Annotated in this window: 24 protein-coding genes; 15 read left to right on the forward strand and 9 right to left on the reverse strand. The window is 38.3% G+C overall.

The genetic code is table 11. The annotated features are described in order from the left end of the window. Window positions 1–102 precede the first annotated feature (102 nt). Window positions 103–1,953: an asparagine synthase (glutamine-hydrolyzing) gene (gene asnB / locus CZ487_RS05585; protein ID WP_077211152.1), complete on the forward strand. Its 1,851-nt coding sequence runs from the start codon at window positions 103–105 to the stop codon at window positions 1,951–1,953. 27 nt (window positions 1,954–1,980) lie between these two features. Here the strand turns inward: asnB and CZ487_RS05590 are convergent, their stop codons facing one another. After that, window positions 1,981–3,738: an alpha-glycosidase gene (locus tag CZ487_RS05590; RefSeq protein WP_077211875.1), complete on the reverse strand. Its 1,758-nt coding sequence runs from the start codon at window positions 3,736–3,738 to the stop codon at window positions 1,981–1,983. Between the two features lie 162 nt (window positions 3,739–3,900). Between CZ487_RS05590 and CZ487_RS05595 the strand changes: the two genes are divergently transcribed. Beyond that, window positions 3,901–5,388, forward strand: a complete 1,488-nt coding sequence (locus tag CZ487_RS05595; RefSeq protein WP_077211153.1) for an alpha-amylase family glycosyl hydrolase — start codon at window positions 3,901–3,903, stop codon at window positions 5,386–5,388. Window positions 5,389–5,478: 90 nt separating this feature from the next. Here the strand turns inward: CZ487_RS05595 and CZ487_RS05600 are convergent, their stop codons facing one another. Further along, window positions 5,479–5,970 carry a YajQ family cyclic di-GMP-binding protein gene (locus CZ487_RS05600; RefSeq protein ID WP_077211154.1) on the reverse strand — a complete coding sequence of 164 codons (492 nt, stop codon included), beginning with the start codon at window positions 5,968–5,970 and terminating at the stop codon, window positions 5,479–5,481. Between the two features lie 143 nt (window positions 5,971–6,113). On the opposite strand from CZ487_RS05600, the gene CZ487_RS05605 reads away from it, so the two are divergent. Beyond that, window positions 6,114–6,983 carry a CvfB family protein gene (locus CZ487_RS05605; protein WP_077211155.1) on the forward strand — a complete coding sequence of 290 codons (870 nt, stop codon included), beginning with the start codon at window positions 6,114–6,116 and terminating at the stop codon, window positions 6,981–6,983. A 60-nt stretch (window positions 6,984–7,043) separates the two neighbouring features. Here CZ487_RS05605 and CZ487_RS05610 read toward each other — a convergent pair whose 3' ends face one another. Next, window positions 7,044–7,175 carry a DUF3941 domain-containing protein gene (locus tag CZ487_RS05610; protein ID WP_019153283.1) on the reverse strand — a complete coding sequence of 44 codons (132 nt, stop codon included), beginning with the start codon at window positions 7,173–7,175 and terminating at the stop codon, window positions 7,044–7,046. Window positions 7,176–7,268: 93 nt separating this feature from the next. Next, entirely contained in the window at window positions 7,269–8,135 is an 867-nt protein-coding gene (locus tag CZ487_RS05615) for a DegV family protein (protein WP_077211156.1), read from the reverse strand. A 122-nt stretch (window positions 8,136–8,257) separates the two neighbouring features. Between CZ487_RS05615 and CZ487_RS05620 the strand changes: the two genes are divergently transcribed. Next, window positions 8,258–9,094 (forward strand): YitT family protein, encoded by an 837-nt coding sequence (locus tag CZ487_RS05620; protein ID WP_139339523.1) that lies wholly within the window; start codon window positions 8,258–8,260, stop codon window positions 9,092–9,094. Window positions 9,095–9,126: 32 nt separating this feature from the next. Here the strand turns inward: CZ487_RS05620 and CZ487_RS05625 are convergent, their stop codons facing one another. The 3 genes from CZ487_RS05625 to CZ487_RS05630 form a co-directional block, all read right to left on the reverse strand. Next, window positions 9,127–9,312, reverse strand: coding sequence for a DUF3813 domain-containing protein (locus CZ487_RS05625; RefSeq protein ID WP_077211157.1), 186 nt, complete (start codon window positions 9,310–9,312; stop codon window positions 9,127–9,129). Beyond that, complete coding sequence (locus CZ487_RS27045; RefSeq protein ID WP_202617790.1) at window positions 9,313–9,465, reverse strand: hypothetical protein; 153 nt, start codon at window positions 9,463–9,465, stop codon at window positions 9,313–9,315. It lies immediately after the preceding gene. Window positions 9,466–9,581: 116 nt separating this feature from the next. Continuing rightward, window positions 9,582–10,400, reverse strand: coding sequence for a Cof-type HAD-IIB family hydrolase (locus CZ487_RS05630; RefSeq protein WP_077211158.1), 819 nt, complete (start codon window positions 10,398–10,400; stop codon window positions 9,582–9,584). Between the two features lie 215 nt (window positions 10,401–10,615). On the opposite strand from CZ487_RS05630, the gene CZ487_RS05635 reads away from it, so the two are divergent. From CZ487_RS05635 to CZ487_RS05645, 3 genes are all read left to right on the forward strand, one after another. After that, complete coding sequence (locus CZ487_RS05635) at window positions 10,616–11,431, forward strand: prolyl oligopeptidase family serine peptidase (RefSeq protein ID WP_077211159.1); 816 nt, start codon at window positions 10,616–10,618, stop codon at window positions 11,429–11,431. 78 nt (window positions 11,432–11,509) lie between these two features. Then, window positions 11,510–11,818, forward strand: a complete 309-nt coding sequence (locus CZ487_RS05640; RefSeq protein ID WP_077211160.1) for a metal-sulfur cluster assembly factor — start codon at window positions 11,510–11,512, stop codon at window positions 11,816–11,818. Window positions 11,819–12,006: 188 nt separating this feature from the next. Further along, window positions 12,007–13,131, forward strand: a complete 1,125-nt coding sequence (locus CZ487_RS05645) for a TIGR04053 family radical SAM/SPASM domain-containing protein (RefSeq protein ID WP_077211161.1) — start codon at window positions 12,007–12,009, stop codon at window positions 13,129–13,131. Window positions 13,132–13,181: 50 nt separating this feature from the next. Here CZ487_RS05645 and CZ487_RS05650 read toward each other — a convergent pair whose 3' ends face one another. Further along, the gene (locus CZ487_RS05650) at window positions 13,182–13,880 is read right to left on the reverse strand and encodes a Crp/Fnr family transcriptional regulator (RefSeq protein WP_077211162.1); all 699 of its coding nucleotides are present in this window, start codon (window positions 13,878–13,880) and stop codon (window positions 13,182–13,184) included. A 538-nt stretch (window positions 13,881–14,418) separates the two neighbouring features. On the opposite strand from CZ487_RS05650, the gene moaA reads away from it, so the two are divergent. Continuing rightward, window positions 14,419–15,435, forward strand: coding sequence for a GTP 3',8-cyclase MoaA (moaA, locus tag CZ487_RS05655; RefSeq protein ID WP_077211163.1), 1,017 nt, complete (start codon window positions 14,419–14,421; stop codon window positions 15,433–15,435). A gap of 133 nt (window positions 15,436–15,568) precedes the next feature. Here moaA and ric read toward each other — a convergent pair whose 3' ends face one another. Then, on the reverse strand, window positions 15,569–16,270 hold the full coding sequence (ric, locus tag CZ487_RS05660) for an iron-sulfur cluster repair di-iron protein (protein WP_077211164.1): 702 nt from the start codon (window positions 16,268–16,270) through the stop codon (window positions 15,569–15,571). Between the two features lie 242 nt (window positions 16,271–16,512). Between ric and CZ487_RS05665 the strand changes: the two genes are divergently transcribed. The 7 genes from CZ487_RS05665 (at window position 16,513) to CZ487_RS05695 (ending at window position 23,590) form a co-directional block, all read left to right on the forward strand. Then, entirely contained in the window at window positions 16,513–17,778 is a 1,266-nt protein-coding gene (locus tag CZ487_RS05665) for a molybdopterin molybdotransferase MoeA (RefSeq protein ID WP_077211165.1), read from the forward strand. Then, complete coding sequence (mobB, locus tag CZ487_RS05670; RefSeq protein WP_077211166.1) at window positions 17,766–18,281, forward strand: molybdopterin-guanine dinucleotide biosynthesis protein B; 516 nt, start codon at window positions 17,766–17,768, stop codon at window positions 18,279–18,281. The genes CZ487_RS05665 and mobB overlap by 13 nt, the downstream gene beginning before the upstream one ends. A gap of 125 nt (window positions 18,282–18,406) precedes the next feature. Continuing rightward, window positions 18,407–19,123 carry a YwiC-like family protein gene (locus tag CZ487_RS05675; protein WP_077211167.1) on the forward strand — a complete coding sequence of 239 codons (717 nt, stop codon included), beginning with the start codon at window positions 18,407–18,409 and terminating at the stop codon, window positions 19,121–19,123. Window positions 19,124–19,365: 242 nt separating this feature from the next. After that, on the forward strand, window positions 19,366–20,400 hold the full coding sequence (gene argC, locus CZ487_RS05680) for an N-acetyl-gamma-glutamyl-phosphate reductase (RefSeq protein WP_077211168.1): 1,035 nt from the start codon (window positions 19,366–19,368) through the stop codon (window positions 20,398–20,400). A 14-nt stretch (window positions 20,401–20,414) separates the two neighbouring features. Next, window positions 20,415–21,650 (forward strand): bifunctional ornithine acetyltransferase/N-acetylglutamate synthase, encoded by a 1,236-nt coding sequence (gene argJ / locus CZ487_RS05685; RefSeq protein ID WP_077211169.1) that lies wholly within the window; start codon window positions 20,415–20,417, stop codon window positions 21,648–21,650. Window positions 21,651–21,662: 12 nt separating this feature from the next. Further along, the gene (gene argB / locus CZ487_RS05690) at window positions 21,663–22,436 is read left to right on the forward strand and encodes an acetylglutamate kinase (RefSeq protein WP_077211170.1); all 774 of its coding nucleotides are present in this window, start codon (window positions 21,663–21,665) and stop codon (window positions 22,434–22,436) included. Then, window positions 22,433–23,590 carry an acetylornithine transaminase gene (locus CZ487_RS05695; RefSeq protein ID WP_077211171.1) on the forward strand — a complete coding sequence of 386 codons (1,158 nt, stop codon included), beginning with the start codon at window positions 22,433–22,435 and terminating at the stop codon, window positions 23,588–23,590. Before argB ends, CZ487_RS05695 begins: the two co-directional genes overlap by 4 nt. Window positions 23,591–23,630: the final 40 nt, after the last annotated feature.

Genomic DNA, 23,630 nt, shown 5'->3' on the forward strand with positions numbered 1-23,630 from the left:
TCATGTAAATTAGGACGATTAACCATTTCGTTCGCCCAGCATAGGATGGATATATGCTCAAAAATGAATACACAAATGTTCCACTTAGAAAGGATGATGACAATGTGTGGGATAACGGGCTGGGTTGACTTTCAAAGAAATTTAACTCGTGAAGTGGTTACAATTGGTAAAATGACTGAAACATTAACGAAACGTGGTCCTGATGATACGAATATTTGGACCAACACACATGTCGGCTTTGGCCATAAGAGGCTTGTTGTCGTTGACCCTGAAGGTGGAAAGCAGCCAATGACAAAAACGAAAGATGGTTTTTCCTTTACGATTTGTTATAATGGCGAGTTATACAATACGGAAGACATACGGAAAGAGCTGTTATTAAAAGGATATTCCTTTAAGGGTCATTCTGATACAGAAGTTCTATTAACTGCCTATATAGAATGGGCAGAAAATTGCATTAACCACTTAAATGGGATATTTGCTTTTGCTGTTTGGGATGAGAAAAAGAATCAACTCTTTATTGGGAGAGATCGATTGGGAGTAAAGCCACTCTTCTTTGCTGAACTGGAAAAAGGCTTGATTTTTGGCTCAGAATTAAAAGCGCTGCTTGCCCATCCTAATATGAAGACAGAAATCGATCGCATTGGTCTAGCTGAGGTTTTTTCCTTAGGTCCATCCCGTACTCCTGGTTCTGGTGTCTTTAAAGGGATTAAAGAGTTAAGACCTGCTCATGCCCTAACCCTATCGCCAAGCAATGGTTTGAAAATTTGGAGATATTGGAATGTAGAGAGTAAAAAACATGAGGATTCTTTCGAACAGACAGTAGAGAAAGTACAGTTCTTATTTACAGATGCTGTTAAAAGGCAGCTTGTCTCGGATGTTCCTCTATGTACATTCCTATCAGGCGGCGTGGATTCCAGTGCGATTACAGCGATTGCGGCAATGGAGTATGAAAAAGCAGGGAAAGGTAAGCTTCATACGTATTCGATTGATTACGAGGGCAATGATCAATTCTTTAAAGCAAACGAATTCCAGCCAAATTCAGATGCTGCTTTTATTGAGAAAGTTACGAAAGAGTTTGGTACTACTCATCATTATTCTGTTATTACTCAGGAACAGCTTGCTGAGCATTTGATTGAGGCTGTTCATGTAAGGGATTTGCCGGGAATGGCAGACGTTGATTCCTCCTTGCTTTGGTTCTGCCGTGAAATTAAGAAAGATTATGTCGTCAGCCTTTCGGGAGAGTGTGCAGACGAGATTTTCGGCGGATATCCTTGGTTTCATCGAGAAGATGATCTAAACAGGAAAGGATTTCCCTGGATGAGATCGATTCATGAACGTCAGAATCTCTTAAAGGAAAATTGGCGTCAAAAATTACGTCTTGAAGATTATATGATGGAAAAGTATCAAGAAACAATTCGTGAAACACCGAAACTAGATGGTGAGAGTCAGCTTGAAGCAAAGAGAAGAGAGTTGTTCTATCTGAACATGCTATGGTTCATGACGACTTTATTAGATCGAAAAGACCGGATGAGTATGGGAGCAAGCTTAGAGGTTCGTGTTCCGTTTGCAGATCATCGCTTGGTAGAGTATGTCTGGAACATCCCATGGCAAATGAAAATGCATGGCAATCGTGAAAAGGGTCTGCTCCGAAAAGCATTAGAAGGAATATTGCCAGAAGAAGTTCTTTACCGCAAGAAAAGCCCATATCCAAAGACTCATAATCCAGCTTATACAAAAGCGGTGAAGTCAATGTTGAACGAGATTATGGAAAATCGCAGTTCAGTTCTCTATGAATTTTTTGATGAAACAAAGCTGAAAGAAATTATTGAGTCGGAGGGCAATGCATTTAAAGAACCGTGGTTTGGGCAGTTAATGACAGGGCCGCAGCTGCTCGCATATCTTGTTCAGGTACATGTCTGGTTTAATGATTATGGGGTCCAGATTGTAGACTAATGATCAAAGCCGCCCTTTGAAGGCGGCCTACCATTTAAGAATACAGATTTCAAACGGATCCACTTCAACACTTAATTGATCAGCTTCAGTCGCAAATTCACGATCATCTAAGAGATTCGTAATCTTTCTCCCCTTTAAAGAAAATGGCAGATGATACTTTATTTTTTGGTCAGATGAGTTTAACAAAACAAAAATTGTTTTTGTTTTGTTACTTCTTACATAAGCAATCCAATTCTGATTGTCAGAAGCATCGATAAACGATATAGCTCCTTCACCGCAAAGGAGTTTTTCCTGTTTTCGCACCTTGATCAATCGTTTTACATGGTTGAAAATCTCTAAATTCCATTTGTTTTGTTCCCAAGGCATACAAGCTCTGCAGCCAGGATCCATCCCTCCTTGCAGACCAATTTCATCACCATAAAAGATACAAGGTGTTCCCGAGAACGTCAGAAGAAAAGAGAAGATTAATTTAACTCTCTCGACTCTGCCTCCACATTCTGAAAGAATTCTAGGAGTATCATGACTGCCGATTAAGTTGAACAGTGTTTCATTGATGGTCGCTGGATACTGATGAATACAAGACGTGATATTTTCAACAAATTCTTTCGCAGTGATACTCTTCTTTGCAAAATAACGGACAACATTTAGTAGGAACGGATAGTTCATGACAGAATCAAATTGATCGCCCCGGAGCCAAGCAATAGAGTCATGCCAAATTTCTCCAAGTATGAAGATGTCAGGCTTTAGTTTCTTTACCTCTGTTCGAAACTCCCGCCAAAATGCATGATCGATTTCGTTTGCGACATCGAGCCGCCAGCCATCAATATCAAATTCTTTTACCCAATAGCGTCCAACGTTTAGAAGGTACTCTTTCACTTCTTTATTTTGCGTATTCAACTTTGGCATAGTATCGACAAAACCAAAGGTTGCATAGTTAGGGGTACTGCCCCCTTGCAGTGGAAAGTTTTTGATGTGAAACCAGTCTGCGTAGGCAGAAGCTGTTCCATTTTTGAGTACGTCCTGAAAGGGTTCAAAATAATAGCCTGAATGATTGAAAACAGCGTCGAGCATCACTCTTATTCCATTCCCATGACATTTTTCTATGAGTTTCTGAAATAGGTGTTTACCACCAAACTGAGGATCAATTTCAAAATAATCGATACTGTCGTACTTGTGATTAGAATAGGCTTTGAAAATTGGTGTAAGATAAATGCCTGTAATTCCAAGGTCAACTAAATAATCTAGGCGGTCAAGAATCCCTTGAAAATCTCCTCCAAAAAAATTAGTCGTTGAGGGAGGTTCACTACCCCAAGGCTTTGCTTCTTTTGGGTTTAATTTTTTATCACCATTTGCAAATCTTTCAGGAAAGATTTGATACCAAACAGTTTCTTTGACCCAATTCGGTGCACGGAACACTTCCTCGCTGTGCAGGTAGGGGAAACAAAACCATTGATTAGGGTCTTCAGGCGGGTGGGGAAAGAATCCTTTCTCTGTGTAAAAAAGTGTCTCTCCATCATTGGAAAGCAAAAAACCATATCGGATTCTACGGTGCTCGGGTGTAACTTCTATTTGCCAATAATCAAAAATTGAATCAGTCCCTGTTTTTTCGAGCTTTTCCTGATGTGTCACCCATTTTCCATTAATCCATTCATACTGATCTCCATATATAAGCTCAACTGTACTAATATTTTTCTTTTTTGTTTTGATTTTGATATGCAGTGAGTTTTCTGTAAAGGGGTATACAAACTGATCGACAGCACGGTGAACCACGGATGATCGTTCAATCATAAACGAATAAGCCTCCTTTATTCATTGTCCCGCTTTTAATAAAACTAACAGATTCAAAAGGATCAATCAATTGACCTTCTGTTTGATACTAACGGTTGACGTTAAGGGAGAGAAAAGGATAATCTTATAGGGGTATATTAATGGTGAGGAGATAGTAAAATGAAAAAATTGCTTTTTTTCATCACTGTTCTGATTCTGTTTTTTTCTAGTTTGCCGGCATCAGCTGCTGGTATAGAGGAACGGACTTGGCAGGATGAAACTATTTATTACTTAATGGTGGATCGTTTTAATAATAATGACGTTAACAATGACTATACTGTCGATATCTTAGACCCCGACCGTTACCATGGAGGAGATTTCCAAGGGATTATTGATCAGCTGGATTATCTAAAAGATATGGGATTTACTGCTATTGCACTCAACCCTATTTTTGATAATGAAGACAACGGCTATCATGGTTATTGGATAAAGGACTTTTATGAGATTGAAGAGCACTATGGGACGATTGATACGTTCAAAGCACTTATCTCGGAGGCACATGAAAGAGATATGAAAGTGATGGTAGATTTTGTTGTCCATACTGTCGGACCTAATCACCCTTGGGCAGCCGATCCTGAAAAAGATGATTGGTTGGCAGACTCTGTAAATGAAGATGACACACTTACATTAAATCTGCAAAACAATGAAGTGAAAGATTACATAATAGAAGCAGCAAAGTGGTGGATAGAGGAGACCAATCTTGACGGTTATCGCTTAAAAGCTGTCGATGAGGCTCCGGCAGATTTCTGGACTAGCTTCGCTGCTGAGGTAAAAAAGGTTAAGGAGAATTTTTATTTACTAGGAGATTTAACATCAGATGATCCTCAAATGGTTGAAAAATATAAAGGAACTGGGATAGATGGATTTTATGACTATGAGCTTAACAAACATGCAAGGTCAGTATTTGCTACAGCAGATCAAGCATTAGAACCTCTGTTTAAGTCATGGGAACAAAGACAAGCTGCCTTTGAAAATCCATATCTTGCAGGGACCTTTATGGATAATCATAATATGACTAGATTTACTAGAGAAAGTATTACCAAAAACGAGCATCCAGGTCCTCGCTGGAAGCTGGCGCTAACTTATCTTTATACTGTTCCGGGAATTCCTATTGTCTATTATGGAAGTGAGATTGCATTAGATGGCGGGGGAGGAACAGATAACTTTGGCCAGATGGATTTTCGAACAGACAAGGAATTAATCGATCATATCACATCCATTGGTGAGCTCCGTAACAGCCATCCTGCATTAACGCGCGGGACCTTTGAACTGCTTCATGAAGACCAGGGGATGGCAGTGTATAAAAGGGAATTTGAAGATGAAACAGTTGTCGTCGCTCTCAATAATTCAACTTTCTCTCAATCAGTGACAATTACTTCTGAATTAGAAGATAATATGGAGTTAAGAGGTCTGCTGAATGGTGATTTGGTTCGCAGCGCAGAAGGGCAATATCAAATCATTCTTGATCGTGATGAGGCAGAGATTTATCTTCTTGCTGAAAAAACTGGGGTAAATATCCCTTTAATTGCTGCGACATCATCGGTCGCTGTTGGATTTGTTATTTTCTTAATCCTGTTGAAAATAAGGTCTAGAAGAACGGCACCATGATAATGGGAAATAATGAAAACCCGTCCAGAACGATAACATGGACGGGTTTTCATTTGCATTAGCAGGTTTTTACCACCGGGTTTCACTCTATTAACGGTAATTCACAAACTGAACATCAACAGTTAAATCAGCATCCTTAACCGCTGCAATAACGCTTTGCAGGTCATCCCGGCTTTTCGCAGTAACACGGATTTGATCATCCTGAATCTGGCTTTTTACTTTTAAGCCGCTGTTTTTAATAATTGTGTTAATTTTTTTGGCGTTCTCTTTGTCAATACCTTGAACTAATTTAGCTCTTTGTCTAACAGTCCCTCCAGAAGCACCTTCAACTTTACTATAGTCGAGATTTTTAATTGGAACACCGCGCTTGATCAGTTTCCCGATTAATACATCTTTCAGCTGTTCGAGTTTATACTCATCATCTGAGACCAGTACAAGTTCTTCTTTATCAAGTTTAACATCGCTTTTACTTCCCTTAAAGTCGTAACGAGTTGAGATTTCTTTCATGGTGATGTTAATAGCATTCGTTACTTCCGCAAAGTCTACTTTCGACACAATATCAAATGAGCTCTCTTTTGCCATAATAACCTCCCAAATTGTACCCTTAAATTTCCCATCATGGCTTCATTATAGTAAAATATAGCAGTTCAAACAACTTTTGGACTGATTCTGTCTATTTTTAGGAACAATAAGAAATAGACATTTTTAAATAGAGGAGGATATTTATGGCATTGAGTGATTACATTGGACAGGTTACACAGTTAACGGTGGCGCGTATTGCAGAGTTTGGCTACTTTTTAACAGACGGAGAAGAAGATGTGCTGCTTCATGAAAATGAAACAAATCAACAATTTGAAGAAGGGGATGAAGCAGAAGTATTTCTCTATACGGATTCTAGAGGAAGGCCTGCCGCAACAACGACGATTCCATCTGTCAGAGTAGGTGAATATGATTGGGCAAAGGTTTCTGATACAAAAGCAGGTATTGGGATATTTCTTGATATCGGTATTAATAAGGAGATGCTGCTGGGAGAAGAGGATCTTCCAATGAAAAAATCAGTATGGCCGCAAGCAGGGGATTTGCTTTATATCACATTAAGAGTAAATAGAAATAATCGAATTTATGTAAAACTTGCGACAGATCCTATTATTGATGAAAAACGGATCCATGCAACACAAAAGGATTTTAATAAAAATATCCAAGGGTATATTTATCGAACCGCTAAAGTAGGGAGCTGGATTTATACCGCAGAGGGTTTTAAAGGCTTTATTCATGAATCTCAGCGGTCAGTAGAGCCAAGATTAGGGGAGAAGGTAGAAGGACGAATTATTGATGTTAAGGAAGATGGGACGATCAATGTTTCTTTAATTCCTAGAAGTCACGAGGCTTTAGGGGAAGATGCAGATCGAATATATTCATATTTACAATCCAGAAACGGTGCAATGCCTTATTGGGATAAAAGCATGCCGGAGGATATCGAAGATCGCTTTCAAATGAGTAAAGGTGCTTTTAAGCGGGCTGTTGGCAGACTGATGAAGGAAGGTCTTATTTATCAAGAGGAAGGCTGGACATATACTAGACAAAAGAAAGACTGACTTGCAAAAAGCTGCAAGTCAGTTTTATCGTAAGTGGTCAAGGCTGTGTATCTAATGTTTTTATAGGTGATCCGTCTTCTTCGAATATTGTCTTTTGCCTGCTTTACGGTTTTTCTCTCTCATCATGTTTTTTTCATGACGAAGAGCATTATTGTCTTGAGCTTTTTTATCATTATCAGAAGTATGCGGCATGAAAAATACTCCTTTCCATTATAAAAGTGAAGCTCCATGACAGCTTCACTTTTATTGTTTGTTGTATTCATAAGGAGTATGTATTGAAGATATTTAAGATGATGGCGGAATCTCATTTAAGAAAAATATCGCAATAGCCCCAGGTCCTGTGTGTGAACCTATGGTCGAGCCAATATCCGTTATAACGACTTCCATTGGGCTAAAAGTTTCAGTAATCATTCTTTTCATTTCTAGCGCTGTATCCATATTATCGGCGTGGCTGATGCCGATTCTTTGCTTGTCTAATGATGTGCCTCGTTCTTTCATTAATTCGATAATGCGACGCAGCAATTTCTTCTGTCCTCGAATTTTTTCAATCGGAACCAGTTTTCCATCCTCGACATTCAACAGGGGTTTGATATTTAAAAGTCCACCAACAAAGGCAGAAGCTTTCGATACACGGCCGCCCTTCGCCAAATGATCCAAATCATCCACTGTAAATAGGCTTTCTAGGTGGTTGCAGCGAAATTCAATATCCTTTATGATTTCTTCCTTTGAAGCTCCGCTTTTTGCCATCTCGGCAGCAGCCATGACGATCAATCCGTGTCCAAGAGATGCTCCTTTGCTATCTATGATTGTAAGTTGGAAATCAGGGTACTCCTCTTTCACTTGATCCCGAATTAAGACAGCGGTCTGGTATGTCCCTGAAAGACCAGATGAAAAAGCAATATAAATTCCATCTTCTTTGTTTGATGCCATTTCTTTAAAAATTTCCTCAAACTTCTGTGGCGATACCTGTGAAGTTTTAGGCATCTGGCCTGAACGTATTGCTTGATAGACTTTTGCGGGAGTGATGTCAATTAAATCTTCATATTCATTATCTTCCAAATGTACTTTTAGTGGAAAGAACGCTACATTATTTTCAGCAAAAAAGTTTAATGGTAAATCTGTTCCACTGTCAGCTAGTATTCTGACTGACATAGATCATGCACCTGCTTTCAACGATCATTTTCCCTTAGTTTATAGAATTTGTGATAAAAACTCAATTATTAGTATTGAGAATCGGGAAAATAGGGAAAAGAAATAGTAACGGATTTTAGGGGGTGCTTAAAATTTCTCTCCATATTAAAAAAGTGTTCGTCGTATTAATCAGCGCGATCTTAAATGGAATTGCCATGAACTTATTTTTAATACCTGCCAATGTGTATGCCAGTGGTTTTACTGGTGTAGCACAATTGCTGTCCAGCATTACCGGGGGGGCGATTTCAACAGGGATTTTATTGTTTGTTTTGAACATACCTGTAACAATTTTAGCTTGGTTTAAGGTCGGTAAATCTTTTACTATTTACAGCTTTGTCAGTGTAGCCTTAATGACCTTCTTTCTTGAAGTGATCCCGATTGTTCAGGTTTCCCAAGATATATTATTGAATGCTGTATTTGGAGGCGTCATTGCAGCTGTAGGTGTGGGCTTGACGTTAAAATGGGGGGCGTCCACCGGGGGGATGGATATTATTGCTATGGTGTTGTCCCGGATGCAGGACCGTCCTGTAGGTACATACTTTTTTACTTTAAATGCGATTATTATTTTAACGGCCGGCTTTCTATATGGCTGGGAAAAAGCATTGTATACACTCGTCGCTCTTTACGCTCAAACAAGAGTTATTGATGCCATTCATACAAGGCATGAAAAGCTGACAGCAATGATTATTACGAAAAAGGCAGAAGAAATGAAGAAAGCCATTTATTCAAGGTTAATGCGGGGAATTACCACCATACCCGCAAAAGGAGCATTTACTAACGAATCGAAGGAAATGATGATGATCGTTGTTTCCCGGTACGAATTATTCGATCTTGAACATATCATCAAAGAGGTAGATCCGCATGCGTTTACGAACATTGTGGAAACAGCTGGCATTTTTGGTTTTTTCCGAAAGGATTAAAAAAACTGGCCCGTAATCGGGCCAGTTTACTTTTAGGTTAATTCATCAAGCTCATTTTGCATTTGACTTAGCTGTCTTCTTTCAGCATCAGTCGAATTTGCGAATGCCGAGGATAAAGCATTTTTTGCTTTTTCAACTGCAGAGTGCTGTCCGCTGCCAGATGCATTTTTAGCCAACTCTACTGACTGCCTTGCTTCCTGGAAAAGACGGTTGCCCATTTAGATTCCTCCTAGAGAGGATTCTTTGACATTAGACATCTTCTGTGCCTCAGCTTCTGCATAGGTTGTGTGATAAGGAATGCGTTCATCATGCTTTGTTACAGCGTCTACCCCTCTTTGAACAAAGCGTCTTGACTTATTGCGTTTTCCCATTGCAATCCCTCCAGACATGAGCTTGTGGAAACAGCGCTTTGCTGCTTCGGTAATTAGTATAGCCGAGTCACTGCCACTTTAAAAAGGGAACTTATTGGGCAAGTTGGAAAAGAAGTTTAAAGTGCTTTCAAATTAAGAAGATCATTCAAATAGACTGCAATTCCATCTTTTTCATTGGATAAGGTTGTTTCTTTAGCGATATTTTTAAGCGGGTCAATGGCATTTCCCATCGCAATACCGTATCCTGCATACTCAATCATCTCTAAATCATTGTCTTCATCGCCAAATGCAATAATTCTTTCTTTAGGAATGTTGAGATAATCCGAAACTAACTTTAGACCAACGGCTTTATTTAATCCTGACTTGACGATTTCAATAACATGCCACGGAGCAGCCCAATTCCGATGGTCAATTACATCTGCGTGAACTTCGGATAAATGCTTTCTTATTGTCTTAACATATTCCTCTTCTGTATGGATCAACATACTAGTAGGCGAATCTGATAAGAAACGGCGAAGATCACCGGTTTTCATGTTTGGATTTCCCATACTGAAAATGTCCATAAGCTTTTCGTCATGATAATGAAAATAAACATCATCGATCACTTCTGCAATAATATTATGGAAATCATAGGTCTGACAGATATCGACGATTTCTTTGGCCACTTTTATATCCATTGGATTATGGTGGATTCCCCAGCTGTCTTGCAGCGGATGATGTACAAAAGCGCCATTAAAGTTAACGATTGGTGTATCCAAACCTAACTCATGATAATAAATATCACTCGACCTAAATGGTCTTCCAGTAGCAATCATAACCATATGCCCTTGTTCACGAGCTTTAGCTAGTACTTTTTTGGAGTTTGAAGAGATCGTTTTATCGTCCTTTAAGAGCGTGCCGTCTAAGTCTAAAACAATTAAGTGTTTTTCTCCCATAACTTCTCCTTTTCACTCATTTTTTATATTTTAGTGTAAAGCTTTAGGAAAATAATTGTCTGCATGATAAACTTATTTTGATTGAAGACTTTACACAGAGACAGTATTTATCAAACATATTATGATTCATATGTTATCTATTTACATTAATACTTGTTATAGAATATGTCCAATTTTTCAATCTGTTTCTGTAATGTAGTTTGGAGGACAAAATAATGATATTGGTAGAGAACAAAATAGTCAGTGGTATTCCATTACTGCATGTTGCCCAAAAAGAAAAGATAAATAAACGGCTGCCTCTAGTTCTATTTGTTCATGGTTTTGAGAGTGCGAAAGAAAATAATCTTCATTATGCTTATTTATTGGCTGATAAGGGCTTTAGAGTGGTACTTCCCGAAGCAATTCATCATGGGGAACGACAATCGGGATTAAGTGGGAAAAAACTACATTTACGCTTTTGGGAGATCGTCCTGAGAACCATCCATGAATTAGAAGTCTTAAAGGATTATTTTGAAAATAAAGACCTGGTTGACAGTAATAATATTGGTGTAGCTGGTACATCAATGGGTGGTATAGTAACGTTCGGTGCATTAACGAAGTATCCGTGGATTAAGGCTTCCGTTAGTTTAATGGGAATGCCGTCATACGTAAAATATGCAAAAATGCAGCTAGAGCACTTGAGCCAAAATGGGGTATCGGTACCTTTTAATGATGATGAACTGCAAGGTTTGTTTGAACAGCTATCGGTCTTCGATATAAGCAAAAACCCAGAAGTTCTTAATGAACGGCCGCTGCTGTTCTGGCATGGTCAGAAAGATCCTATTGTGCCGTACTCGTTAACCTACCAATTTTATGAAACCATTAGACCGAAGTACAGTAATAGTCCAGAAAAACTTCAGTTTATTTCAGATGAAAAAGCTGATCATAAGGTAAGCCGGTTAGGTGTGTTAAAGTTAGTAGAATGGTTTGAAAAGTATTTAAATCCTTCTAATGATATGATGTATGTCACTTCAGTAAATAATCGGACATAATAAAATAAGTGTATTCTTTTTATATTATTTCTTTTTTTGTTAAGATATGAATGGAATAACAATAAAGGGGTGTTTAATGTGGATCAAGATTTAAAAGATAGTATTATGGGAGCGCTGGAACTTGTTGTCGACCCAGAGCTTGGAATAGATATCGTGAATCTCGGTTTGGTGTATGACGTGGAATTGAGTGATGAGGGTGAATTGAAAGTTACGATGACATTAACGTCAATGGGATGCCCTTTAGCAGGAGTTCTTGTTGATCAGGTTAAATCAGCAGTTGCTGACATTCCTGAAGTGAAGGATGTAGATGTTAACATTGTATGGAATCCGCCATGGACAAAAGACAAAATGTCAAGATATGCAAAAATTGCATTAGGGATTCGCTAAAACAGGGAGCACTTCCCTGTTTTTTTGTGACAAAAAATATAAATTCTTGAAAAACGCCTTTTTGTGAGATTCTTCACTTATTTTCATTTTGACAGCCATTATAATACAGGTATTGAAACTTTTTAAAGTTCGGGCTTTTATAAATCATATCGAAGTTTCTTTTAGGCAAACCCTAGGAGGCGTTTTTCATGAATTTTAATAGAGATTACAATAAAGATCCATTCATTGTTATTTGGGAATTAACAAGGGCATGTCAGCTGAAATGCTTACATTGCCGTGCAGAAGCTCAATATAAAAGAGATCCGCGTGAACTGACATTTGAACAAGGTAAGAACTTAATAGATCAAATATATGACATGAATAATCCTATGCTTGTCTTTACAGGCGGAGATCCTCTGATGAGACCAGATGTATTTGATATTGCTGAATATGCGGTCAAAAAAGGAGTGCGTGTCTCAATGACACCAAGTGCTACTCCAAATGTAACGAAAGAGGCGATTGAAAAGGCGAAGGATGTTGGACTATCTCGCTGGGCTTTTAGCTTGGATGGACATAACGCAGAGATCCATGACCATTTTCGTGGAACAGCAGGTTCTTTTGATTTAACAATGGAAAGAATTAAATACTTACATGAACTTGAAATCCCTATCCAAATTAATACCGTTATTTCTCGTTATAACTACGAGTATTTAGATGAAATGGCAAAACTTATTGAGGAATTAGATTGTGTTCTATGGAGTGTATTTTTCTTAGTTCCAACAGGCAGAGGGCAAGAAAAAGATATGATTTCTCCTGTGGAACATGAAAAGGTATTTATATGGCTTCAGGACTTAAGTAAAAGAGTTAAATTTGATATAAAAACTACTGCAGCACAGCACTACCGCCGTGTCTTTATCCAACAGCGGATGAAGGAAGCAAAAGGACAGGCAGACGAAATTCGTTATATGGACGCCCTCACAGAACAGGGATTAACGGGTTCTATTGATGGTTTGGGAAGAGCACCAAAAGGTGTTAATGATGGGAATGGATTTGTATTTATTTCCCATACTGGTGATGTTTATCCAAGTGGTCTGCTTCCGATTAAAGCGGGGAATGTCAAAGAGCAGCCGTTAGCTGAAATTTACCGAGAGTCACCGATCTTTAAGGACTTGCGGGATCCTGATAAATACAAAGGAAAATGTGGCGTATGTGAGTTTAGGCATGTTTGTGGAGGTTCTCGCTCACGTGCATATGCAATGACTGGGGATTATCTCGAAAGTGAACCATTCTGTATCTACGTACCAAAAGCACTAAGAAAGAAGCAAGCGCAATAATAAAAAGAAGGAGCGCTGATAGCCAGCGCTCCTTCTTACTTTAAATACCATTATTCTATATTACAATAAACGGCAGGGCAGTTTTCACAGCCGATTTCGTCTTTAAGAAACTGTAAGTCATGAATGACAATCTTTCCTTTATTAATAGAAATAACAGATTCTTTCTTAAGTTCATTTAAGATGCGGTTCGTACTTTCGCGGGACGTTCCGCAAAAATTAGCCAATTCTTGGTTGGTAAGTGGTAAATCAATAAGGATTCCATCATTCTTTTGAACACCGTAGCTATTAGTCATTCGAATTAGTGTTGAATATAGGGCTCCTTTTTTTCCGTTCAATACAAGGTCGCGAAACTTAGTTTGTGTTTTTCGAAAATGGTCACTCATCCATTTCATAAACTCAAAAGCAAGAGCACTATTATTAAATATTTCTCTTTCAATAACATCTTTTTTAACTGCAACGATTTCTGCATTTTCAATTGCTTTAGCGCTTAGCAGGAATTTTGGAGAACTCGTGAATAACGTTAACTCTCCAAAAATATCATTCTCGCCACAAATACGCAAAGAGAGCTCTCTGCCATCAGCTGTTATCTTACTAATTTGAATTTTTCCTGATAGGATAATATATAGTTCTTCCGCATCCATTCCCTCTTGAAAAATAAACTTATTCTTCTTAACGGAAATATGACGGTCTGCAAATTGAAGTAATTCCTTAATTTCGATTGAGTGTGTAGGTTTTATTTGGCTAGGCATTAAAATCGCCCCTTAATAGTAAATTTTCATTAAAAGTGTTAGGCAAAGGAAATACAAATCAAATCTTTGTTTACTTCTTGTAATCTATTGATTTTAGAATGCCCGATTACCAAAAAAGTGTCAATGAGATCCGTTTATATTTAACAATATGTTCACCTTTTAAACCATATTAAATCATAAAGCATTGTTGCATATTGACATGTTCAAATGGAAGGTTTATACAGAGAAAAGCAGTTCGTCTTGTGATAAAATGACAAGATCAATTCTTTTATAAGGTTTTTTATTTTTTGTATTTGCCGTAATAGTGTACAATGTAAATAATTAGAAATAAACCGGGTGCTATATTTGAAAAATATATGACAAAATGAGTGTTTTGTAGTATTTACCCTGAATTTGTGTTGTAATAGAAATTCACTAATGAACATATAAATTATAACATTTACTTATTTAAGAATTAGTGAGTTAGTTAACAGCAGTCAAGAAGTAAAATTGATAGGATTATTTAGTAAGTGCACTCTAAATATGGAGTTGACGTATATTGGATAAAAAGTATGTAAAGGATCAGTTAAATCGACCACTTAAGGATTTGCGAATATCTGTTATTGATCGATGTAACTTTCGTTGTCAATACTGTATGCCAGCTGAAGTTTTTGGACCAGATTTTGCTTTCTTACCTAAAAGTGAGTTATTAACATATGAAGAAATAGAGAGATTAGCTAAGATATTTGTGGAGTTAGGCGTTGAAAAAATTCGCCTAACTGGCGGCGAGCCTTTATTACGAAAGGATTTGCCAGTGCTAGTAAAGCTGCTATCTCAAATAAACGGATTGAGAGATATTGGATTAACGACGAATGGAGTTCTGCTCCCTAAGTACGCCAAAGAATTAAAGGAAGCTGGATTAAAGCGTGTGAATATCAGCTTAGATAGCTTGAATGATGAGCTATTTGGGGAAATCAATGGCCGTAATGTTGGGGTTAAGCCTGTTATCAAAGGGATTAAGGCTGCACAAGAAGCGGGGCTGGGCGTTAAGATTAATATGGTTGTAAAGAAAGGCCTAAATGATTCTGAAATCGTGCCGATGGCTAAGTTTTGCAAGGAAAATAACCTTCAACTTCGTTTCATAGAATTTATGGATGTCGGCAGTACAAATGGCTGGAAAATGGATGATGTGGTTACGAAGAAGGAAATCTATGATCTCTTAAGTAAGCATTATCTTCTGGAACCTGTTGACCCAGATTATTTTGGTGAGGTTGCTAAGCGTTACCGTTATGAGGGTTCAGATTTAGATGTAGGGTTTATTACATCTGTTTCGGAGTCTTTCTGTTCTAGCTGTACCCGTTCCCGATTATCTGCAAATGGTCAGTTGTTTACATGTTTGTTCAATGGAAATGGTCATGACATCAGAGATTTTATGAGGACTGGTGTGAGCGATGGTGAAATTGCAGACCGTATTTCTTCGATTTGGAATGGCAGAACTGATCGCTATTCTGATGAAAGAACAGAAGAAACAGTTGCAAATCGAAAGAAAATTGAAATGTCATACATCGGTGGATAAACTCTCCTTTAGGGGGAGTTTTTTTGTTTTATTTGAGTTCTATTAAATTAAAAAAGCTGTAATTAAATTACAGCTTCGAGAGTGAATGAGAATAAAGTTTTTAATTATTAATAACTGTTTAATAGCTAGTAACTTATGCTCCAATATACCTTGGGAATAGGATGTTATTCTCGAGATGTACATGCATAAAGGTATCTGCTTCAAGCATTTCCAGCCTTTTATAAACTAAGCGGTAGGTTCCGCATGCATCAAGCGGCGGTGTGAAATCGGAAGTAATATCTCTTAGTTCTTTTAAAATAGCACCAGCATGATCATGCTCTTTTTCTAACTCAATAATGTGATTAATCATTTCATCTTTATTTTCGACATTTGGGTCGTCTAAGAGATTTAGCATAGGGAAAACAACGGCATCTTCCTTAGATGTATGCTCCAAAAGTTCCTTTTTTAATTCATAAAATAAGTCATATACTCTTAATAACTCTGGGTGACTTCCGCCATGTACTTTAGCAACCTTTGTTACATATGGACTTAGTTGAGCAAGCTCTTCTTCTAAAGGAAGATGATACTGCTTTTGAATATGATTAATGATATCTTGAGACGCGGAATCAGTCCAAACGGCCGGGTTATCCTTTGAGTTTTCCTCAGTGTTGTAAAGCTGAACTAAATCATTTGTTAATTCATCTATGTCTACTGACCTTTCTGCTGCTGCTTGTTCTAGAGGGATATTGCCTCCACAGCAGAAATCAATGCGTCTTTGTTTGAAAAGATCAGCAGCTTTTGGCATTTCGTTAACAATATCTTTCACTAATGTTGTATTTGAAAATGGATATGTCATTTAAAAAACCTCCTAAAATTCTTGTTCTACTTTTTAAGAATAAAGGAATTTATTAAATAACTAGGTGATAAGCATCACACTTGAGCGAAAAATTTCATTTTAAGTTATCGATAATTTGGGCAGAAATGTGAATATGGTTCTTCTCACTAAGGTTTTTGTGATATTTGTCATGTGGTACAAATTGATGTAGGTTTATAATAGATTAGTACGTTTTGCGATTTGTACATAGGAGCTGATAGTTAATGCTAGAATTTAGAAAGCCAATTCCGATTGGTGAAGCCGTCACAAAAGTGATGGACCATAAGTTAATGGGAAAAACAGAATATGTTTCGATATATGAGAGTTTTGGACGCTATTTATCAGAGGATTTGGTTGCAACAAACGACGTACCTCATTTTGACCGGGCACCATATGACGGGTTCGCGGTACGTTCAGTAGATACTGAAGGGGCATCCCTTAATAACCCTGTTGAATTTGAAGTGGTTGATCATATCGGTGCGGGGGCTTTAGCTGAGAAAAGCGTAGGACCTTTTCAAGCTGTTAGGATCATGACTGGAGCACAAATGCCCGAGGGGTGCGACGCTGTCATTATGCTTGAACTGACTCAAACGACGGAACGTGACGGGAAAACATTTATGACAACAAAGCGCAAGCATAACCCGGGTGATAATGTATCTTTTAGAGGAGAAGACGCTAAAAAGGGCGAGATATTGGTAGGTAAAGGAACGAAAATTAATCCTGGAATTCAAGCAATGTTAGCTACATTTGGATACGCTGATGTACCTGTTGCTGCAAAACCAAAAGTCGGCTTATTTGCAACCGGTACAGAGTTGTTGGATGTAAAAGACCCGCTTGAACCAGGAAAAATTAGAAACAGTAATTCTTATATGATCAGTGCTCAAATTGAAAGAGTTGGTGCTGAGGTCATCTACTTTGGTCTGCTGCCAGATGAATTTGATACCTGCTTTGAAGCTGTAAAGGAAGCTGTCCAAAAAGTAGATCTGCTTGTGACTACCGGAGGGGTTTCGGTTGGAGACTTCGACTTTATGCCAGCCATCTACGAAAAACTTGGTGCTGAAGTGTTATTTAATAAAGTTGGGATGCGTCCAGGAAGTGTAACGACAGTTGCCACATTTGAAGGGAAATTCCTTTTTGGGCTTTCCGGAAACCCTTCAGCATGCTATGTCGGCTTTGAGTTGTTTGCAAGACCGATTATCAGAACGATGTTATTTTCAGCAAAGCCTCATTTGCGAAAAGAAAAGGCAATTCTACAAGTCGATTTTCCAAAAGCAAATCCATTTACACGATTTGTAAGAAGTTCCTTAACCGTCTCAAATGGCAGGCTTATTGTTTCACCAAGCGGGCTGGATAAATCCAACATTGTCATGAGTCTTGCAGGCGCTAACTCCTTCGTCATTTTGCCTGGGGGGACAAGGGGGTTCCATTCAGGTGATGAAGTAGATGTCTTGCTGCTGGAGGATTATGATGGCAGTGAATGGCCGTGGTAATGCCTTTTGTCTTTCAAATAGTCGGATATCAGAACAGCGGAAAAACAACTTTTATGAAGAAACTCATTTCTGAATTAGGAAAAGAGCAAATCTCTGTTGTCACGATGAAGCATCATGGTCACGGAGGGAAACCGGATATAGCACAAGAAAAAGATTCAACTGAGCATATAGGGGCTGGTGCTCTTGCTTCGTTAGTCGAAGGTGATGGCCGGCTAATCCTGCATGCTGAAAAACGAGAGTGGAAGATAGAGGAACAAATTCAGCTTCTTTCACTACTACAACCGGAGATCATTTTAGTTGAAGGCCATAAGTTTGCACAATTTCCTAAAGGAGTCATCGTGCGAAAACAGGAAGATGCTGAACTATTGAGCATGCTGGAAAACATTGAAGTCATTTATTACTGGGAGCCATCACTTATTAAGGGTATCGATATTCCTTCCTTTCATATTGATGACCAAGCCGGATATATTTATGCTGTAAATATACTCAAACAAAAACTCTAGGCTAATTTGAATTTTTTGTGACCATCGCGAATTATCAAGTATGATGTGATGACATTCACTTCTTTTAATCTGCTAATCCATTATATTTTGATTAGGGGGCAGGGGAAAATAAGGAGTGAATACTAATGAAATTATTTTTACCAAAACAGCATGGTGCATGGGCGATGCTCATTATTCCTTTTTGGGCTGGTGTTGCCGCATCTGGATTCCAATGGCAGCATATCCCATTTTTTATGGGCTGGCTCTTATTGTATTTAGCTACATACCCGATGCTCTTGCTGTTTAAGGGAAAGAAGATTTCTTTCTATAGAAAATGGACACTTATTTATTCAATCCCAGCGCTTCTATTTTTACTTATTCCATTATGGGCGAGACCAGCGATTATTGTGTTTGGGTTTGCGATGATTCCATTTTTCTTGTTAAATGCCTATTTTTCTTGGAAAAAAAATGATCGAGCATTGCTAAATGATATTAGTGCAATCATGGCATTTGGGCTCGCTGGTTTAGCTAGCAGTTTTTTATCAGAGGGGAATCTTTCCTTAGATGCCATTCTGGTTATAACTTCATCCGTTTTATTCTTTATTGGCAGTACTTTTTATGTAAAAACAATGATTAGGGAAAAGAATAACCCTGTCTATAAGCGAATTTCTTGGAGTTATCATATTATTGTGCCAATCCTGTTTGCGATCTCTGGGTTCTGGATTGTTGCGATTGCGTTTTTACCCAGTCTTGTAAGAGCCATTTACTACTACGGAAAACCAATGACAATGAAAAAAGTAGGTATTTTAGAAATTATCAATGCAGCTGTCTTTTTTATCCTAATCGTCATTGCTATTAATTAAACATGGTAACCTTTTTGTAAAGCGTAAGCACCTCTGGGTGTCTGCGCTTTTTTGCATTCAGCATATCTCAAATCCTACTGTTGTGAATAAAAGAGGCTAACGAAAAGTTTATTAAGTCTTCATTATATTTTAAAAAATTGGTTGCTTTTATAGAAATGTATTCTTATAATAAGAGAAACATAATTTATAAAAATTAGTTTCGTTGGTTAATTATACAATCCTATAAAGGAAAGGGATTTGATATGAAGGTTTCGATAATTGGAACAACCGGATATGGCGGATTAGAATTACTTAGAATCTTACATACTCACCCTGTATTTGAAATTCAATCTATACACTCAACAAAGAACGAAGTTTCCATCTCAAGTGAGTATCCGCATTTATACAATATCCTAGATAAAAACATTGAAGGAATTGATTATGACAAAATCGCTAGTGAAAGTGATCTCGTCTTTTTAGCAACTCCGTCTGGGGTATCCAGCAGTTTGGCTTTAGAATTTTCAAAGAGAGATATTAAAATAATTGATTTATCAGGTGATCTTCGCCTTCTTAATAAAGAAGATTATAAGCAATGGTATAAAAAGGAGCCCGCAGATTCCAGTCTTGTAGAGAATGCAGTGTATGGTTTAAGTGAATGGAATGAGGAAAATATTAAGTCCGCAAATATAATTGCTAATCCTGGCTGTTATTCAACTTGTGCTTTGTTAGGACTCGCGCCTGTAACTAAGGAAAAGATCATTGATCCACGATCAGTTGTGATTGATGGGAAATCAGGGACATCTGGAGCAGGAAAATCACCTTCGAAATCATCAATATATGCTGAAGTGAATGAAAACTTTAAAATGTATAAGGTAAATGAACATCAGCATACACCAGAAATTGAACAGCAGCTGACAGACTGGAATAACGATATGAAGCCGATTACCTTTAGCACTCATCTGCTGCCAATGACAAGAGGGATTATGACAACAATCTATGTTGGGCTGCAATCTGACTATAAAACAACTCAAATCGTAGATTTATATAAACAAGTTTATGAGAATCACCCATTTGTAAGAGTTCGTCCGGAAGGGACCTATCCTTCCGTTAAGGAAGTGGCTGGGTCAAATTACTGTGACATCGGATTAAATGTTGATGAAAGAACAGGCAGGCTTACGATCATTTCTGTTATTGATAATTTAATGAAGGGAGCTGCGGGTCAGGCAGTTCAAAATGCAAACATCATGTACGGTTTAGATCAAAAAACAGGCCTTGATTTTATGCCGTTGTATCCTTAAGAGGAGGAAACAGAATGGAAACGTTAACTGGTGTAACAGAACTTATTGAAATAAAGAACGGCAGTATTGTTTCGCCGCTTGGTTTTTCTACTGGCGCTGCAGAAGCTGCTATCAAATATCCGAAAAAAGATATCGGTATGATTGTAAGTGACGTTCCGGCAAGCAGTGCGGCAGTTTATACGCAAAGTCATTTTCAAGCTCCTCCTTTAATTGTCACTCAGGAGAGTATTGGTCAGGAAGGACTTTTACAGGCAGTTGTTGTCAATAGCGGCTGTGCAAATGCTTGTACAGGAAATAAAGGACTTCAGGATGCATACGAAATGAGAAAGCTAACTTCTGAAAAGCTGGCTGTTTCAGAACATTTGGTTGCAGTTGCTTCAACCGGAGTGATTGGTGTGTATCTGCCAATGGAGAAGATCTCCAACGGGATTCAGAAAGTGGAGCTGGGATACCAAGAAGAAAACGCTGCTGATTTTCAGACAGCAATCTTAACAACAGATACTTGTATGAAATCATGCGGGTACAGTATGAAGATTGATGGCAAAACCGTGAAAATGGGTGGAGCAGCGAAGGGATCAGGGATGATTCATCCAAATATGGCAACGATGCTCGGATTCGTTACAACGGATGCACATATTTCTTCAGAGCATCTGCATCAGGCATTGAGACAAGTGACGGACAATACTTTCAATCAAATCACCGTAGATGGAGACACTTCAACAAATGATATGGTGCTGGTGATGGCAAACGGAAAGGCTGGCAATGAATTATTGACACCGAGCCATCCAGAGTGGGAAGGATTCGTTGAACTTCTTAAGAAAACATGCGAAAGCTTAGCCAAGCAGATAGCAAAAGATGGAGAAGGGGCTACGAAACTAGTAGAAGTAGAAGTTGCTGGTGCCTTTAATAACAGTGATGCACGAAAAATTGCAAAGCAGATTGTTGGTTCTAACCTTGTGAAAACGGCGTTATACGGAGCAGATGCCAACTGGGGCAGAATTATTGGAGCAATTGGTCAAGTAGATGATGCAAAGGTTGATCCCAATAATGTAAGTGTTTCAATTGGGCCAATCAAAATGCTTGAAAATAGTAATCCTCTTTCATTTATAGAAGAAGAAGCGGTTGAATATTTACAGAAAGACTTTGTGAAGATTTTCGTAGACCTTCATATTGGTGATGGGAAGGGCGTAGCTTGGGGCTGTGATCTTTCTTATGATTATATAAAAATTAATGCAAGCTACCGGACGTAAGGAGAGAGAATCATGAAAAAGGTGTTAATGAAATGTGGAGGAAGTACTTTAGAAGAATTGTCCACAGACTTTTTCACGAGCTTACATGAATTAAAAAATCATGGCTATGCCATCATTATTGTCCATGGCGGAGGGCCAGATATAAATAACATGCTAGAACAATTAAATGTTGAACCCGAGTATGTTAATGGACTACGCAAGACAAATGAAGAAACATTTAATGTTGTCGAAATGGTGCTATCGGGGAAAACGAACCGAAAGCTGGTTCAAAAGTTGACGACGAACGGTCTTAAGGCAATTGGCTTGAATGGCAGTGATTTAGAAATGTTAAAGGGAGACTATGTTGACCAGGATCGTCTCGGACTAGTAGGGGATATTCAAGAAGTCAAGACAGATATCCTGCAAATGCTTATTGAAAAAGATATTATACCTGTCATCACACCTATTGCGATTACAGATATAGGTCAAAAGTTAAATGTAAATGCAGATTACGCAGCAGCAGCTGTTGCAAACGCCTTAGCAGTCGACCATTGTTTATTCGTTACAGATGTTGAGGGGATTATGATCGATGGGAAAGTTCAGGAATCATTAACACTTGACGAAGTGAAACAGTATATTGAATCTGGTGAGATTTATGGGGGAATGATTCCGAAAGTGAACTCATCTCTTTCAGCTATAGAAAAAGGGATTGAAAGTGTTCGGATCGTCTCAGGTAAGAAAATCTTTTTCCAAGAAGAAAAATGGTATGGTACACAAATTTTTGAGAAAGAAAGGGTCGTCAAATGAGCTACTTATTTCCGACATATGCACGCTGGGAGGTTGAACCCGATACAGCAATTGGGACGCTGTTAACCGATAAAAATGGGAAAACTTATTTGGATTTCACATCAGGTATTGGCGTTTGCAACCTTGGACATCAGCCTGAAGCAGTTAAAGAAGCAGTAAAAACACAATTGGATCGCTTTTGGCATGTATCGAACCTATTTACAATGAACGAACAGGAAAAAGCGGCAGAACGTTTAGCAAAGGCTGCAGGAATGGATGCTGTATTTTTTTCAAACAGTGGAGCAGAAGCAAATGAGGGTGCGATTAAATTAGCGCGCAAAGCTACAGGTAGAAATAAAATTATTACCTTTACGCAATCATTTCATGGACGTACATTTGCTACAATGGCAGCAACAGGCCAGGATAAAGTAAAACAAGGTTTTGGGTCAATGCTTGAAACTTTTGAATATGTTCCTTTTAATGATCTTGACAGTTTGAAACAAGCAATGGGTAGTGACGTTGCTGCGGTTATGCTGGAAGTGATTCAGGGTGAGGGTGGAATTCATATAGGAACAACTGAATTTTTGCAAGGTGCAGAGCAGCTTTGCCGTGAGTATGGTTCATTGTTAATCATCGATGAAATCCAAACGGGAATAGGAAGAACGGGCAAACCGTTTGCTTTTCAGCATTTCGATTTAGATCCGGATATTGTTACTTCTGCAAAAGGGCTCGGAAGCGGATTTCCAATTGGTGCGGTTATTGGAAAAGAATCATTAAATGAATTCTTTGGACCGGGAAGCCATGGTTCAACATTTGGCGGAAATCCACTTTCTGTAACAGCAGCTTCTGCAACCATGGATGAAATCTTTCAAGAAGCTTTTCTTCAAGAGGTACTGAATAAAAGTGAATATGTACTAAATCAGTTAAAAACCGCTTTAAGTGACTTGGAGCTTCTCGTTGAAATTAGAGGGCTGGGACTGATGATTGGAATTGAGCTGACTGTACCTGTTGGAGATATATTAACTGAGTTAAGAGCCCAGGGAGTCATTGCTCTTTCGGCAGGAGAAAAGGTTCTGCGATTGCTTCCACCGCTGACGGTTACGGAAGATGAATTGAAGCAAGGAGCAGAAAAAATTAATGAAGTAGTTAGAAATTTTTGTGGAACAGCCTTATAGGCTGAACTTTTATACGCTAAAATGAATAAATATTAAATTG

Source organism: Robertmurraya dakarensis (assembly GCF_900156875.1).
In the GTDB taxonomy this organism is placed as follows: domain Bacteria; phylum Bacillota; class Bacilli; order Bacillales; family Cytobacillaceae; genus Robertmurraya; species Robertmurraya dakarensis.

Coding starts and splice junctions, on each gene's coding strand:
- CZ487_RS05615 (WP_077211156.1), bottom strand. CDS start 8,135: ATGTCAGTCAGAATACTAGCTGACAGTGGAACAGATTTACCATTAAAC.
- CZ487_RS05635 (WP_077211159.1), top strand. CDS start 10,616: ATGATATTGGTAGAGAACAAAATAGTCAGTGGTATTCCATTACTGCAT.
- argJ (WP_077211169.1), top strand. CDS start 20,415: ATGGAAACGTTAACTGGTGTAACAGAACTTATTGAAATAAAGAACGGC.
- argC (WP_077211168.1), top strand. CDS start 19,366: ATGAAGGTTTCGATAATTGGAACAACCGGATATGGCGGATTAGAATTA.
- CZ487_RS05695 (WP_077211171.1), top strand. CDS start 22,433: ATGAGCTACTTATTTCCGACATATGCACGCTGGGAGGTTGAACCCGAT.
- CZ487_RS05600 (WP_077211154.1), bottom strand. CDS start 5,970: ATGGCAAAAGAGAGCTCATTTGATATTGTGTCGAAAGTAGACTTTGCG.
- mobB (WP_077211166.1), top strand. CDS start 17,766: ATGGCCGTGGTAATGCCTTTTGTCTTTCAAATAGTCGGATATCAGAAC.
- CZ487_RS05625 (WP_077211157.1), bottom strand. CDS start 9,312: ATGGGCAACCGTCTTTTCCAGGAAGCAAGGCAGTCAGTAGAGTTGGCT.
- CZ487_RS05650 (WP_077211162.1), bottom strand. CDS start 13,880: ATGCCTAGCCAAATAAAACCTACACACTCAATCGAAATTAAGGAATTA.
- CZ487_RS27045 (WP_202617790.1), bottom strand. CDS start 9,465: ATGGGAAAACGCAATAAGTCAAGACGCTTTGTTCAAAGAGGGGTAGAC.
- CZ487_RS05605 (WP_077211155.1), top strand. CDS start 6,114: ATGGCATTGAGTGATTACATTGGACAGGTTACACAGTTAACGGTGGCG.
- asnB (WP_077211152.1), top strand. CDS start 103: ATGTGTGGGATAACGGGCTGGGTTGACTTTCAAAGAAATTTAACTCGT.
- argB (WP_077211170.1), top strand. CDS start 21,663: ATGAAAAAGGTGTTAATGAAATGTGGAGGAAGTACTTTAGAAGAATTG.
- CZ487_RS05665 (WP_077211165.1), top strand. CDS start 16,513: ATGCTAGAATTTAGAAAGCCAATTCCGATTGGTGAAGCCGTCACAAAA.
- ric (WP_077211164.1), bottom strand. CDS start 16,270: ATGACATATCCATTTTCAAATACAACATTAGTGAAAGATATTGTTAAC.
- CZ487_RS05595 (WP_077211153.1), top strand. CDS start 3,901: ATGAAAAAATTGCTTTTTTTCATCACTGTTCTGATTCTGTTTTTTTCT.
- CZ487_RS05645 (WP_077211161.1), top strand. CDS start 12,007: ATGAATTTTAATAGAGATTACAATAAAGATCCATTCATTGTTATTTGG.
- CZ487_RS05675 (WP_077211167.1), top strand. CDS start 18,407: ATGAAATTATTTTTACCAAAACAGCATGGTGCATGGGCGATGCTCATT.
- CZ487_RS05630 (WP_077211158.1), bottom strand. CDS start 10,400: ATGGGAGAAAAACACTTAATTGTTTTAGACTTAGACGGCACGCTCTTA.
- CZ487_RS05610 (WP_019153283.1), bottom strand. CDS start 7,175: ATGCCGCATACTTCTGATAATGATAAAAAAGCTCAAGACAATAATGCT.